We start from the raw sequence: 13,957 nt of genomic DNA, 5'->3' as shown, positions 1-13,957 counted from the left end.
GCTTTTTTTATGCAAATCCTTTTAACACTTTTTCAAGATCTCGTTTTGGAATAAGTCCTCCTTTTCTCCACAGAATTTTGCCTTTTTTAAATAAGATATAATGAGGAATAGATCGGACTGCAAACTGCTGAGCCATTTGAGGGTGCTTATCGATATCTAGTTTCAGGAGTTTGATCTTACCATTAAGTTCTTTGAGTACTTCTTCAATAATCGGATCCATCGTTTGGCAAGGCCCACACCAATCGGCGCGAAAATCTACCAATACGGCATCCATACTTTTGCTGATGATATCTTTTGGCTTCTTTTTAGGCATGCTATAAAAATAAAAAACCGGGTTCTCGAATCAACGAAAAACCGGTTTTTATTATTGAAGATCTTTGATTTAGTTTCCTGCTGGAGGAGTTGGCATTTGAAGGCCTAATTTAGCCAAAACCAATTCAGTGAATTTGTCTTCTTCTTTTGTGTAAAGCAATACTGGAGATTGTCCGGCTGTTTCTGCAAAGATATGCGTGTAGTTGTTTTCTGCAGCCACTGCATTGATTGCATTGATTACTTTTTCCTGAACAGGTTCTAATAGCTCACCAAGCTTATTTTGATAAGAAATCTGAGCATCTTGCTCATATTTCTGAAGGTCTGATTGTAATTTGGTAAGCTCACTTTCTTTTGCTGCTCTAGCTTCTTCTGTCATAGTTTGGGCAGCTTGCTGGTAAGTTTGAACCTGACGTTGAAAATCTGCTGCTTTAGTTTGAATATTCGTTTGCAGCTGGGTTTGGTAGTCTTGAATATCCGCACCAATTTGTTCCATTTCTGGCATCAAATCCATGATAAATTCTACACTGGTATACCCAATTTTGATTTCCTGAGCTTGCGCCGCGAATCCTACGCAAAGCAATGCTACTGCTGAAAGGATAACTTTTACTTTGTTCATTCTGTGTTTGTATTTAATTGTTCTCTTCAATTCCTAATTCTTCCAAGATGAATTCTGAGTAATCATGTCTTGGATCTGTATAAATAATTGCTGACGGTCCTGCTGCTTTATCAAACAATACCGCTAAACCATTTTTTCTGGAAACTCGTTCGATCGCATCGTATATTTTTGACTGAAGGGGTTGAAGCAATTCTGCTTGCTTCTGATAATATTGTCCATCAATTCCAAATATCCGACTATTGAAAGCCTGAGATTCCTGTTGTTTTTGCTTAATGTCATTCAGCCTTTGCTGATACATCTCTTCTGTTAGCAGTACTTCTTCGGCTTTTAATTGGTCATAGAGTTCTTTTATCTCTTTATCCAAATTTTGTGCCTCTTTCTTCCACTCATTACTGAGTGTTTGAAGCTCCTGTTGTATTACTTTATAGTCCGGGTGTTTGTTCAAAATGTACTCTGAATCTATATAACCGAACTTTTGAGCGCTTACAGGCAGTACTTGCAGTGCAAAGAGCAGCAAAAATACTATTTTCAATGATTTTTTCATGGTTATAGGCAAGAATTACAGGCTTGAAAAAAGACTGGACCCAGAAAATTAATTTTACATAAATTAACTATTGCGCCACCTTTTTCCATTTTTATCTGAATTGCTGTCCGATTGTAAAGTGGAATTGGGCTCCGCTTCTTTGAGTTGAGCCAGGGATTGCATCGAATCCATAGCCCCAGTCAACACCTAACAATCCAAACGCTGGCATAAAGATTCTAGCACCTACACCTGCTGATTTCTTCAAATCATATGGGTTGAAGTCTGCATAGGATCCCCAGTTGTTACCAGCCTCAGCAAATCCCAGCAAGAAGATGGTAGCTGATGGGTTTGGAGAAACCAAGAATCTTAATTCCATGACGTATTTGTTGTAAACAACTCCACCATAAGGGTCAGCATTTTCCTGTCCTCTCGTATCTCGTCCCGGAGTGATGGATTGGTTTTCATATCCTCTCAAACCAATAATCTCCTGACCGAGAGCAAAATTGTTGAAAGTCATTCCATCACCTCCCATAACAAATCTTTCTAATGGGATGATTCCTATACTATTGCCGTAAGAACCTAAGAAGCCCATGTGAGCTCTTGCACTCGCTACAAATTTACTAGATCCGAATAGAGGAGTATAAATAGAAGCATCAAACATCCACTTATGATATTCCAGCCATTTATACTTTTCTTGATCAGTTGACTCATCATTAAGATTCTTATTTAAAGAAGCATATGGAGGAGTGAAAGAGGTAGACAAAATGATGTTAGATCCAAACCTTGGGAAAGTAGGGTTATCTACGTTATTCCTTGCAATGGTATTATTGATTGTAATACTATTGGATGTTCCGGTAGGATAACTTAGACCAAAAGAAGTCCCAAATTGATCAAATTCATATACTTGGAACTGCAAGGAGTTACTGATACTGAAATAATCATCGGGCCATGTAACTCGCTTAGCGAGGCCAAGAGTAACCCCGGTTATTTTAAAGAATCCAAGTTCGTTACCAAAATTTTGTTGATTAAAGAAGTCAACTTGTCTCTGAACTGAATGGTTGAAACTAAAGCTCAAAGCTTGAGGTTTCTTACCTCCAAACCAAGGTTCGGTTAGCGAAACAGAATAATTCTGGAAAGATCTACCATTTGCCTGTACTCTCAAAGAAAGCTTTTGGCCATCTCCTACAGGAAGTGGATCCCATTTGGAGAAATCACCGATGTTTCTGATAGAGAAGTTATTGAATACCAATCCAACTGTACCTACGAAACCATAGAAACCACCCCATCCACCTGATAATTCAATCTGGTCATTTGGTCTTTCTTCAAGTTCAAAGGTGATATCAACAGTTGCTGCTTCAAAGTTTGGTCTTAAATCAGGATTAATTTTCTCCGGATCAAAATAACCTAATGTAGAAAGTTCACGAATGGTTCTCACCAATAGACTTCTATTAAATTTCTGACCAGGAAGGATTCTGATTTCACGCATGACCACGTGATCAGAAGTTCGCTCATTTCCTTTGATACTGACACTGTTTACCGTTACCTGAGGGCCTTCAAAGATTCTCATTTCGAGATCAATAGAATCACCAGATACATTTACTTCCACCGGATCAATACTAAAGAATAGATATCCATCATCTTGATACAAAGAGCTGACATCATCCCCTTTTTGAGGGTCATAATTAAGCCTTTTGTCCAGCAATTCTTTGTTATAAACATCACCTCTCTGGATACCAAGCTTTGCTAGGAGCACAGGGTCAGGATGAATGTAATTACCTGTAAAGGTGATGTTTCTGTAATAATATTTCCTTCCTTCTTCTATGTCAATATCAATATTGATTTTGTCTTGGTTAAAATCATATACTGAGTCTTCAAGAATTTCAGCATCTCTAAATCCTTTGCTGTTATAGAAGTTGATTACGTTATCCTTATCCGCATCATATTCTTTGGGAATATACTTTGAGCCGCTAAAGAAATTCAGTTTAAAATTCTTATTGATATAAGATTGAACATCTTCATTGGAAGCCGAATCGGTATGCAGTAAAGTGTTGGCGTAATCAGAGGCAGAAGCATCGGTTAGACGGGAATAGATGTCCTTGAAGACACTTACCCTTGCGTGTTCGTTTGTCTTTTTAAGTTTCTTTTTAACTTTTGAGTCCGAGATTTCTTCATTACCATAAATGTTGATCGCATTGATCTTCACTTTGGAATTCATTTCTACATCAAAGCGAAGTTTTACACTATTTGGAAGTGTTGTGTCTCTTTCTTGAATGATTTTGACGTCCGTATTGAGATAACCTTTATCGAGGTAATATTTCTCAATAGTTCTTTTTGCGGTATTAAGCACATCATCCCGAACTACCCGACCTCTGATATTTACTTTATCTCGTAATTCACCTTCTTGGGTTTTGTTCATCCCAGTAAACTCCACTCTGGAGAATCTAGGACGCTCTGTCAGGTCGAGTAACAAGTAAATGTCATCACCCTCTACCTTTGTGACAAGAATTTTCACATCTCCAATGATTCCTTGCCCCCAGAGCTTTTTTAAAGCACTTGAAATGGATTCACCTGGTACTTCAATGGTATCGTCGACTTTAAGTCCGGAGAGCGAAATAATCGCTATTTCATCTAACGTTGTCAAGCCAACGGCTTTTATTTCTGCGATTCTATAGGACTGAGGCTTTTGGTAATTCAACTCCAGAATATTGATTGGTCTTGAGGACGCATAGCGGCTCTGGCCCAAACGTATTTGAGCAATAGCTGAACTTGTCCAAACCAGACATAACAGAATCAGTAAACTTCTTTTCATCAATTACTTAAGATTTAACTTGCTCACCTGTTTTACCAAATCTTCTTTCTCTTTTTTGGTAATCAAGGATTGCAGCTATCAGATGCTTTTCTCTAAAATCCGGCCATAACACAGGTGTAAAATGTAATTCTGTGTAGGCTAATTGCCATAGCAGAAAATTGCTTATTCTAAATTCTCCCGAAGTTCTGATCATTAATTCAGGATCAGGTATTCCGCGAGTTTCTAAATGGTCAGCAAATACTTCCTGAGAAATATCTTCGACTTTCAATTTTCCTTCTGAGACTTTTTGAGCAATGCGTTTGGCTGCTTGTGTGAGTTCCCATTGACCGCTATAGCTAAGTGCTAAAACGAGTTTGAGACCTGTATTTTTTGAGGTTTTTTCTTTCGCCTCAATTAGTTGATTATATGCTGATTGAGGTAAACTATCTATATCCCCTATACTTTCCATAATGATATTGTTTTTCATCATCATAGGAACCTCATTAGCAATAGTTTTCACTAAAAGTGCCATGAGACCTTCTACCTCATCCTTTGGACGGGACCAATTTTCTGTTGAAAATGAAAACAGGGTAAGATATTTTACTCCTAAATTATTGGCTCCTTCTATCGCATCTCGAACTGCCTTGATGGCATGGTGATGTCCGAAAATCCTCATGGCGCCCTTTTTCTTGGCCCAACGGCCGTTGCCGTCCATGATGATTGCAATATGTCGGGGGATTCTGTTTCGGTCTAATTCTTCCTTCATTCCAGTTTTTTCCGAATACCTTAATTTTTGGAGGTACAAAAATGCTATTTCTTTTCCAATAATTTACCCTAAGGTTCAATTAATTAATAAGCATAGCACTTGTTACTGGACAAAGTATAGCTAATCGTGACTCCTAGGAAGTAGTACCAGTCTTTGTCATTTGGGTTTCCAAAATTAATCCCATATGGAGAATCAGGGTTATTTGGATCTGGAAATCTGGGTATTTCCGGTTCGGTACTATCTATCTTATCCAAATAGTCTGTTAAGGTAGGTCTAAATCCTAATTCTGCAGCTAATGTCCATCTTTCATTCAATCGGTATTTTACTCCTCCTCCAAATGGAATGACTACAGTCCCAAGATTATATCTTGTTGAAACATTATAAGTATAGGTGTTTCCCTTTGCAATAGCATAGGTATACCCCAATCCGAAGAAAGCATAAGGTGAAAATCGGAATTCGGAATTACTTCTCAGAAAATCGAGAAAATTAAATTCCATCACCGCGGAAGCTTCTATGATTCCTGCACGAAATCTTCCATCCCTAGCCTCAGCCAATCGATCAATTGGATTAATACTATCTGCTGCATTCAGATTAGCCAAATTCAGGCCTACTCTAAGCGTCCAAACATTGTCAAAATTTCTCTTGCCAAACAACGTTCCTTGAAGACCAATTTGGCCAGGGTCAATTTTTCGAATTATATCTCCGGAGTAGGCTGCTACTCCTATACCACCACCAATTTCATATTCCTGTGCTTTGGTTTCCAGGCTAATAGCCGAAAATACAAGCAAGAAAATAAATAAGTGACTGAAAATCTGAAAATTGACCTTTTTCAAGACGATGCAAGTTATGAAGTAGCTAACGTATAAAAAACGCTTGCTAGTATTTAACGGGTTAATAATTGTTAAGCTAATTTTAATCGAAGTTACTAAACTTTTGGAAAACCTAGTTTCTCATATCGAATCCCCAATTAAGCTTTTGTCTCAGCGTGTCAAAGAAATGGTAATGCGGTAACTTTACCAATTTCGCTTCGAATTTTTCTTTTTTCACACTCAATTTAATTTCAGAAGAAATAGATGTAGACCTCGAATCCAGTGATATCAAAAATTTCTCAGCCCTTCCTTCAATTTCCAAGCTAATTTCACTGTCATCTGAAATAATTATTGGTCGGACATTCAGATTATGGGGACTCACCGGAGTGATGACAAAACTTTTTGCTTCTGGAGAAATCAAAGGCCCCCCACAACTGAGAGAGTATCCTGTTGATCCAGTAGGGGTGGAAACAATTAATCCATCAGCCCAATAACTGTTTAAATATTTGCCATCAATATATGTATGGACGGTGATCATGGATGAGGTATCTCGCTTGTGAATCGTAAACTCATTCAAAGCAAAGTTAACTCCATTGAATAAGCGTTTATGTGATTGCAAAGAGATTAAACTTCTACTTTCAATCTGGAAATTGCCATTAGCAAGTTGGCTTATAGCCAAAGAAATATCTTTTGTTGCAACAGTTGCTAAAAAACCCATTCTCCCAGTATTCAATCCTAAAATTGGGATTTCTAAACTTCCTATCTGACAAACCGCATCCAATAAAGTACCGTCTCCCCCTATAGAAATCATGAAATCCATAGAGGCCATATCCGATTTACCACCAATGGTTAAATATTGAAGAGATTTATTCCCATTCATTCTTAGCTGCCTATCAAATTGCTTGGTGGCAAAAATTTCAAATTTGAATTTGATTAGCTCTTCAAAGAGAATTTGAATATGCTGGAAATACTCGGACTTCAGTGCCAAGCCATGTAAGGCTACCTTCATGGATTAAATATCTAAAAATCTAAGCAAGTTACCGATTCGGTCTTCTTCACTGCTTACTCCACTTTCTTCTTGATAGTGATCTAAAATTTTATAACCAAAGCGCTCGAGAGTGGCCTTGATATGACGAAGTTCAGGTTTATCCAGTTTAAGCGTAAGTTTGATTTTAGAATCATCTAAAGGATCGCTTGTAATAAATGAACTTAAAACCTTCGTATTTTCAGTTTCAATTATTCTTGATATCTCAGCTAAACTGTAATCAGTCATATATAAAGATAAAATCAAAACACTGCCTTGAGATTGGATCGAAAGACTGTCAGCAAAAGCAGCAATGGAATCTTCCATAGTAACAACACCTAAATAAACCTTCTCTCTGCTTAAAACAGCTACTACATTACTATGCTGCTCAGCTCCTACCCTTAAGACATCATAAATATGCTTGTCAGAATAAACCCAACAATTTTGGTTATCAATTTGAATTTCTTCAATAAGCGTATCAGCATTATTTTGATCAAAAATCATTTCCTCTCGTATCAAACCCAAAAAAGTACCTTTATCCACAACAGGTAAGATATCAGTCCTAATTTCTTCCATCCATGACAAAGCCATCCCAGATTTATCACTGAGTTTTAAGGGAGGAATTAAATTATTTATGAATTCGTAGGCCTGCATTATTGAAATATAGGGAATGAATTTAGATTTTAAAACGCGTAAAGAGCTAAACTTGTTCCTTTTCGCGTTTATTTCGTCGAATACAGTATTTTTTAGGAAATAAATAAATTATAAATGATGCCTAAACTTACTCCACCAGCGATGATTGCAGGGGATGAAATTTTTGTAAACTGAAGCATGGAGTATGTGGCGAGAATAAAAAAAATATTTATTCCATTGGCCTCAAGTGGTTCAAATAATAAATAAGCCGCTGCTATCAGCATTCCGCAAGAAACTGCATTAATACCTTCTAATGCAGCCCTTACTGGTCTATAAACTTTTAATTGGTCCCAAAATCTAATTACAAAGAAAATAAGAAAGATTCCTGGAAGGAAAATACCTCCTGCACCTATTAATCCCCCAAAAATAAATCCTAGTGTGCCACCTTCTCTCATAGATAAGGCTCCCACATAAGAAGCAATACTAAATGTTGGACCTGGAACTCCCTGAGATATAGCATAGCCTGTTAGAAACTCCTCCGAGGTCAAGAAATTTTTGAAATCCACAAATTCAGTATACAAATAAGGAACGAGAACCTGACCTCCTCCGAAAATCAAAGATCCATTTCGATAAAAATTCTCAAATAAAAGAATAGGGTCATTTTTTGTGATACCACCTAGAACCGCAGCAAGGATTAATACTCCAGCCCATAAATAAAAGTTTGCCCATTGAATTTTTAAGGGAGCATCCTTTTCCAACTTAGGCTGTTTTTTGTATTTGATGGATGTACTAACACCACCAATTATCAATAGAATAGGGAAAATATAAGGAGAACTGTAAAAGAAAGAAATAAAAGCCGACATCAGCATTAGGATCATGGCTTCAGTACTCTGAACCATTTTTCCGATAGTTTTTTGCGCTGCGAAAATGATAAAACCAATTGCCATCGGCTGGATGAATCTAGCAAAATTAAGAGCTCCGGGCGTGTTTTCCTGCAAAAAGGAGATCAAAATTGCAGCACTTGTCATTAGGATGGTGGCGGGTAAAATCCAAACGATCAATGCTAAATAAGCAAGGTTTGGTCCACCAACTCTAAATCCAATCGCAGATATTAACTGAGTAGAAGAGGGACCAGGTAGCATGTTACACAAAGCATTCAACTCCCATAGATCATCTTCTGAAATATATCCACGCACTTTTACTATTCGTTCAAGTAGCATTGCCAGAAAAGCTTGAGGCCCACCAAAAGCTGTTAATGAAAGCATGAGGATGTCTTTCAAGAAAAGGTAATATCGTACCTTTTTTACAAACATATTATTTCTTTAATCCCAGTTCTCGTAATCTTTCATCCAAAAACTCACCTGCGGTGGCATCTGAAAACAACTTAGGGTTTTCTTCTGAGACACAGGATGTCAGGCAAGTCAAATCCATTTCAGACCTTGGATGCATGAAGAATGGGATGGAATAACGACTTGAATTCATTTTTTCTCTTGGAGGATTGACCACCCGATGAATAGTGGATTTTAGTTTTTTATTTGTCAATCTTTCCAGCATATCTCCAACATTTACCACCAATTGCTCCGGTAGCGCTGTGATTGGGATCCATTTCCCGTCTTTTCTCAAAACCTGAAGTCCATCTGCACTTGCACCCATTAATAAGGTAATTAAGTTAATATCTCCATGCTCAGCAGCTCTTACTGCATCTGAAGGGACCTCATCCGGGTTTTCAATTGGAAAATAGTGGATTTGTCTCAAAATGGAATTTCCATAGGCCACCTTATCTTCAAAATAATCCTCTGGCAATTCCAGGTTTAAGGCAATAGCTCGCAACATGGCTTTCCCCGCATTTTCTAAAATCCGGAAAGCTTCATTGGCATCTTTTTTTAAATCCGGAACTTCGTCAGGCCATAAGTTTGCAGGATATTCTGATTTTAAAGGGTCTGTATCAGGAATAGTACTTAACTCTTGACCTACGTGATAGAATTCTTTTAAATCCCCTGTATTCCGGCCTTTCGCATGTTCCTTACCTTTTCCGGTATATCCTCTTTGGAAACCTATTTCCGGTTTTTCATATTTTATTTTGACCTCATCCGGTAAACTAAAAAACGTTTTTATAGAGTGATAAAGACTATCCTGGAGTTCCTGAGAGAGTCCATGATTTTTAATGGCCACAAATCCAATATTCTGATATGCATCACCAAGCCTTCTCACGAATTCTGCTTTCTGTTCAGGGGTTCCCGTGGTAAAATGAGCTAAATCCAAGCTTGGGATTTCGTCAAAAAGGATTTCCATATAGTTTCAGTTATTTAGTTAGTTCTCTAATATTTTTTAAAATTAAATATCTTTAGTGTCAAATTTGTCCTACCATGAATAAAATACTTGCTTCATTAATTCTACTTGCAGTTTTGGCATCAAGCTGTTCTGATGAAAAGAAGAAAATTAATGAATCCGCAGTAGAAATTGAGGATCTCTCTGGGGCAGCTGTGGGTGAAACGCCAAAAGTGACTTTTTATCAATATGAGGATTCATCCAGTTATCCAGATGCTATTCTTGAACTCTATACACCTTTGGGAAATCAGATCTTTAAGCCAGGCAAAGTTCCATTCGAATTTAATATAAAGAATTTTGAGTTTGAACAGGAGGGAAACCGGAATTTCAAACTTTTCAATATTCTGAATGGAGGAGATCCTGTAGGGTTTTATTCACCCATTTTTCAAAGGGAATTGACCGAAGGAAGTTATAGAGTTGTTGCGTACTTGGTAGATGATGAAGGGTTAGCCCTAAAAAATTTCGGAAATTATGTGGATAGAGATTTTCAAGTAGGGGAATCACGTCCTTTTCCTTATTCGGCAGAACCATATTTAGCATTAAATTATCCTAGAAACGAACAAATTTATTCTGAAGGGGAAGAAATGATAATTGATTTTTTGGTTTTGGGAGGAGATATGGAATTGGATGATTTAAAAGTGCAGATAAAAGTAAACGATTTCAATTACGAAATTAATAAAATGATGCCGGTGCGGGTTGGAAATCTACCCAAAGGGACTTATCAAGTTTATGTGAATTTGCTAAGGTCTGACGGAAAAGAATTGGCTGGGCCTTTCTCATCTGTTAGTAAATCAGTGATAGTTCGATAACATGCTTATCTTTGGGGCTTCAATTTCCAAGATTTTCAAATGCTTTTAGTTAATCAAATTAGAGACAACTATGCCGGTGTATTAGCCGGACTTCAAAAAAGAAATTTTCAAAATGCGGAAGCGGTATTAGCTGAGGTGTTGAGTTTGGATGATTTGAGAAAATCATCGCAGACACAACGCGACCAAATACAGGCTGAATCAAATTCGATTTCAAAGCAAATAGGTATGCTGATGAAGGAGGGTAAAGCTGCTGAGGCGATGGAGATCAAAGAGCGAACAGCTCAGATTAAAATACAGATCAAAGAACTTGAGGATCAAAATTCCACTGCGGAAGAGTCTTTAAAGGCATTGCTATATACCATTCCTAATGTACCCCATAGCTCCGTTCCTGCAGGCAAATCTGCAGAAGATAACGAAGTGGTGTTGGAGCAAGGAGGAATTCCTGTGTTACATGAAGGAAAACAACCGCACTGGGAGCTGATCAAAAAATACGACATTATCGATTTTGACCTTGGTGTGAAAATCACAGGAGCAGGATTTCCTGTATACAAAGGAAAGGGAGCGAGATTACAAAGAGCTTTGATCAACTTCTTCCTTGATGAAGCGATGGCTCAAGGATATACAGAAGTTCAGCCACCGATCTTGGTCAATGAGGACTCTGGTTATGGTACTGGTCAGCTTCCGGATAAGGAAGGTCAAATGTATTTTGCGACAGCAGATAATCTTTATCTTATTCCCACAGCCGAGGTCCCATTGACGAATCTTTACCGAGATGTAATTTTGTCAGAAGATGATCTTCCTGTGAAAAATGTCGGTTTTACACCTTGCTTTCGAAGGGAAGCTGGCAGCTGGGGAGCTCATGTTCGGGGTTTGAACAGGCTACATCAGTTTGACAAAGTGGAGATCGTTCAGATCACTCATCCAGACAAATCTTATGAGACCTTGGAAAGCATGAGTAGTTATGTTCAGGGCTTATTGCAAAAGTTGGAATTACCTTATAGAGTATTGAGACTCTGTGGAGGCGATATGGGCTTTACTTCTGCTTTGACTTATGACATGGAAGTTTATTCTGCAGCTCAAGAAAGATGGCTGGAAGTGAGTTCGGTATCTAATTTCGAAACCTATCAATCGAATCGGCTAAAGCTTCGATTTAAAGGAGAAGATAAGAAAACCCAATTGGCACATTCGCTTAATGGAAGTGCTTTGGCATTGCCTAGAATTGTAGCTTCCATTTTGGAAAATAACCAGACTCCAGATGGAATCAATATGCCTAAAGTATTACATCCTTATTTAGGGTTTGATAAAATCTAAATTTGAGTTTTATCTAGAAAAGCGTGAGGATTTTTTCTCACGCTTTTTTCATATTCAATAATTATAAGGATTACAGATATAATTTGTAAGAAAGGCACCCAGGAAGAAACTATCTACCTTTAGGCTGTCTTTATAAAAACTATTCTAATCCCATTTAAACCACCAATTTGAATTTTAAAATTCCGTTCCCATGTTTGAAGGAGCAAGTTTTCCGAAATCCTTAGATGAGCAAGTCTTCGAAAATTGGCTGGAAGCTGGTCGCCAAAGTAGGATTCCATACAACTATTTATTGATTATTTGGGATGATATAGAAGGTGAGTACCAGCCAGTCTATGTGGAAAATAGAGAGGAAATTGATGGCTATGATCGATATACCAATACCCCCGGTAGACAACTTCTGGTTGCTGCCTATGATTTGTATTCTGAGTCTCGGATAGTTTAATTTATTCCCTTCAGTTTCGAATTAACAAAAGACTTTTGAAAGAGTGTAAACCGTGGAATTCTGACCGATTCAATTTGAAAGTTCTTTTTAAGATTGCTTAGCCTTTCCAGTTGGGAAGAAATCGTAATAAATTTCCTTTTTTTTGGTCTAGCTTAATACAGCTTCAGCTTCAATTTCCACCATATAACCTTCGCCAACTAGTTTTGCCTCAACAAGCGTGTTTGAAGGGTTGATACCTTTGAATCTCTCACCATGAGCTCGTGCTACAGGCTCCCAATCCGTAATTTGATTTACGAAAATCCGGGTGCGAACCACATCTGATAATGTGCCACCAAAAGAAGTGATTACGCCTTCAATTTTATCTATAATAAAGTGCGTTTGAGCTGCTGCATCATTACCACCAATCATCATCGGTCCGTGCGTGGCCGTAGTGCCTGAAACATGGATTCTATTTCCATCTTTAACTGCACGACAGTAACCGGCATATTCTTCCCATTCCGTCCCACTAAAAATCTGTTCTCTGCTTTTTCCGGTCTTTACTGGTGTAAACGCTTTGGGAATAGTTTCTAAATGATCACTTAAATCACCAGAGGCAGTCAAAAAAGGAGGCTTTCTATATTCGTCTCCACAATCACCGGGAATAGGTGTTAATTGACTTTGTGCATTTTTTATCATTTCAATATCCTCGGCTTTCAAATCAATTTCCAACATCTGCTTATTATCTGCAATATGCTCGCTTTCCCCCAGTCGCGCTCCGACAATTACGGCAGCAACTGTTGGATTTTCTAAAATGTATCTAGTAGCTATGTTGGCAATGGAGGCTTGGTGTTTATCCGCAACTCCTTTTAGAGTATGCAATAAATCTTGAAATGGAGCCCATCCACCAGCTGCATCAATAAAACGCTTGTATTTCATTTGAGACCAAGTGGTCAAGTCTTCATATTTGGGTTCCGGTTTTCCTAGCCATTTGTCAGTCAGGAATCCTCCTGCCAAAGTCCCGAAGGCCAAAAGCTTTACATTATAAGTTTCACATACAACTTTCATTTGTAATGCTGCTCTTTGGTCTATCACCGAATGACAGATTTGATTACTTACTATTGGAATACCGCTTGCACAAGCCATCCGGAGGTGAGCGGAATCAAAATTCGTAACTCCCAAGTGCTTAATAAGCCCTTCTTCTTGCAATTCTTTTAAGTAAAAAAGACCATCAAGCCAGCTTGGATCGGGATAAAACCAAGCATGAAATTGTAGCAAGTCAATAGAGGATTGCTGCATTCTATCAAGAGCAGTCTGCACCGCCCCACGTACATCTAGGCGACTTATCTTTCCCGGTTTAGGAACCCATTTTGTAAATAATTGGACCTGCTCTTTGTTCTTCAGACTATTTTTAAAAGTTCCTGCTATAATCTCACTGGAACCATAATGATCAGCCATATCAAAGGAGGTAAGTCCAGCGTCTAAATATGGCTGCATATATTTGGCAGTGGCAACAGGATCTAAGGTTTTTCCATCCCGCTCCATATCAGCTATTTGCCATAAGCCTGTAACTATTCGTGATATTTCCAATTCATTGGCTAATTCAATTTTTCCTATCAT

The 13,957-nt window shown here is 38.0% G+C and carries 14 protein-coding genes; 3 read left to right on the top strand and 11 right to left on the bottom strand.

Annotation, left to right across the window (positions count from 1 at the left end; genetic code table 11):
• Window positions 1–7: 7 nt before the first annotated feature.
• The 10 genes from trxA to AAGF08_RS17665 all read right to left on the bottom strand — a co-directional run bounded on the left by trxA (window position 8) and on the right by AAGF08_RS17665 (window position 9,763).
• A complete protein-coding gene (trxA, locus tag AAGF08_RS17710; RefSeq protein WP_343512687.1) occupies window positions 8–313 on the bottom strand; it encodes a thioredoxin in 306 nt (101 codons plus the stop codon).
• Between the two features lie 69 nt (window positions 314–382).
• A complete protein-coding gene (locus AAGF08_RS17705) occupies window positions 383–928 on the bottom strand; it encodes an OmpH family outer membrane protein (protein WP_343512686.1) in 546 nt (181 codons plus the stop codon).
• A 13-nt stretch (window positions 929–941) separates the two neighbouring features.
• A complete protein-coding gene (locus AAGF08_RS17700) occupies window positions 942–1,472 on the bottom strand; it encodes an OmpH family outer membrane protein (protein ID WP_296705996.1) in 531 nt (176 codons plus the stop codon).
• A 91-nt stretch (window positions 1,473–1,563) separates the two neighbouring features.
• Window positions 1,564–4,260 (bottom strand): POTRA domain-containing protein, encoded by a 2,697-nt coding sequence (locus tag AAGF08_RS17695; protein ID WP_343512685.1) that lies wholly within the window; start codon window positions 4,258–4,260, stop codon window positions 1,564–1,566.
• 7 nt (window positions 4,261–4,267) lie between these two features.
• On the bottom strand, window positions 4,268–5,044 hold the full coding sequence (locus AAGF08_RS17690; RefSeq protein WP_296701419.1) for an isoprenyl transferase: 777 nt from the start codon (window positions 5,042–5,044) through the stop codon (window positions 4,268–4,270).
• Between the two features lie 44 nt (window positions 5,045–5,088).
• Window positions 5,089–5,838: a DUF6089 family protein gene (locus AAGF08_RS17685; protein ID WP_343512683.1), complete on the bottom strand. Its 750-nt coding sequence runs from the start codon at window positions 5,836–5,838 to the stop codon at window positions 5,089–5,091.
• Between the two features lie 109 nt (window positions 5,839–5,947).
• A complete protein-coding gene (locus AAGF08_RS17680) occupies window positions 5,948–6,823 on the bottom strand; it encodes an NAD kinase (protein WP_343512681.1) in 876 nt (291 codons plus the stop codon).
• 3 nt (window positions 6,824–6,826) lie between these two features.
• Window positions 6,827–7,492: a cbs domain containing protein gene (locus AAGF08_RS17675; protein ID WP_343512680.1), complete on the bottom strand. Its 666-nt coding sequence runs from the start codon at window positions 7,490–7,492 to the stop codon at window positions 6,827–6,829.
• 92 nt (window positions 7,493–7,584) lie between these two features.
• Window positions 7,585–8,784, bottom strand: coding sequence for a chromate efflux transporter (chrA, locus tag AAGF08_RS17670; RefSeq protein WP_343512679.1), 1,200 nt, complete (start codon window positions 8,782–8,784; stop codon window positions 7,585–7,587).
• A 1-nt stretch (window position 8,785) separates the two neighbouring features.
• A complete protein-coding gene (locus tag AAGF08_RS17665; protein WP_343512678.1) occupies window positions 8,786–9,763 on the bottom strand; it encodes a 2-oxoglutarate and iron-dependent oxygenase domain-containing protein in 978 nt (325 codons plus the stop codon).
• 74 nt (window positions 9,764–9,837) lie between these two features.
• Here AAGF08_RS17665 and AAGF08_RS17660 point away from each other — a divergent pair, with 74 nt between their 5' ends.
• The 3 genes from AAGF08_RS17660 (at window position 9,838) to AAGF08_RS17650 (ending at window position 12,361) form a co-directional block, all read left to right on the top strand.
• On the top strand, window positions 9,838–10,608 hold the full coding sequence (locus AAGF08_RS17660) for a hypothetical protein (RefSeq protein WP_343512677.1): 771 nt from the start codon (window positions 9,838–9,840) through the stop codon (window positions 10,606–10,608).
• A 39-nt stretch (window positions 10,609–10,647) separates the two neighbouring features.
• Window positions 10,648–11,919 (top strand): serine--tRNA ligase, encoded by a 1,272-nt coding sequence (gene serS / locus AAGF08_RS17655; protein WP_343512676.1) that lies wholly within the window; start codon window positions 10,648–10,650, stop codon window positions 11,917–11,919.
• 190 nt (window positions 11,920–12,109) lie between these two features.
• On the top strand, window positions 12,110–12,361 hold the full coding sequence (locus tag AAGF08_RS17650; protein WP_343512675.1) for a hypothetical protein: 252 nt from the start codon (window positions 12,110–12,112) through the stop codon (window positions 12,359–12,361).
• Window positions 12,362–12,508: 147 nt separating this feature from the next.
• On the opposite strand, the gene AAGF08_RS17645 is transcribed toward AAGF08_RS17650, so the two are convergent.
• Window positions 12,509–13,957, bottom strand: a complete 1,449-nt coding sequence (locus tag AAGF08_RS17645; protein ID WP_343512674.1) for an aldo/keto reductase — start codon at window positions 13,955–13,957, stop codon at window positions 12,509–12,511.

Origin of the sequence: Algoriphagus sp. SE2 (assembly GCF_039563885.1) — a bacterium.
In the GTDB taxonomy this organism is placed as follows: domain Bacteria; phylum Bacteroidota; class Bacteroidia; order Cytophagales; family Cyclobacteriaceae; genus Algoriphagus.
The sequence above is the reverse complement of the archived record's forward strand: the minus strand, read 5'-3'. Positions and strand labels throughout refer to the sequence as shown.

Bases quoted from the DNA above. Each gene is read 5' to 3' on its own strand.
- trxA (WP_343512687.1), bottom strand. From the start codon at position 313: ATGCCTAAAAAGAAGCCAAAAGATATCATCAGCAAAAGTATGGATGCC.
- AAGF08_RS17650 (WP_343512675.1), top strand. From the start codon at position 12,110: ATGTTTGAAGGAGCAAGTTTTCCGAAATCCTTAGATGAGCAAGTCTTC.
- AAGF08_RS17660 (WP_343512677.1), top strand. From the start codon at position 9,838: ATGAATAAAATACTTGCTTCATTAATTCTACTTGCAGTTTTGGCATCA.
- AAGF08_RS17675 (WP_343512680.1), bottom strand. From the start codon at position 7,492: ATGCAGGCCTACGAATTCATAAATAATTTAATTCCTCCCTTAAAACTC.
- serS (WP_343512676.1), top strand. From the start codon at position 10,648: ATGCTTTTAGTTAATCAAATTAGAGACAACTATGCCGGTGTATTAGCC.
- AAGF08_RS17665 (WP_343512678.1), bottom strand. From the start codon at position 9,763: ATGGAAATCCTTTTTGACGAAATCCCAAGCTTGGATTTAGCTCATTTT.
- AAGF08_RS17695 (WP_343512685.1), bottom strand. From the start codon at position 4,260: ATGAAAAGAAGTTTACTGATTCTGTTATGTCTGGTTTGGACAAGTTCA.
- AAGF08_RS17645 (WP_343512674.1), bottom strand. From the start codon at position 13,957: ATGATAGGAAAAATTGAATTAGCCAATGAATTGGAAATATCACGAATA.
- AAGF08_RS17680 (WP_343512681.1), bottom strand. From the start codon at position 6,823: ATGAAGGTAGCCTTACATGGCTTGGCACTGAAGTCCGAGTATTTCCAG.
- AAGF08_RS17700 (WP_296705996.1), bottom strand. From the start codon at position 1,472: ATGAAAAAATCATTGAAAATAGTATTTTTGCTGCTCTTTGCACTGCAA.
- chrA (WP_343512679.1), bottom strand. From the start codon at position 8,784: ATGTTTGTAAAAAAGGTACGATATTACCTTTTCTTGAAAGACATCCTC.
- AAGF08_RS17705 (WP_343512686.1), bottom strand. From the start codon at position 928: ATGAACAAAGTAAAAGTTATCCTTTCAGCAGTAGCATTGCTTTGCGTA.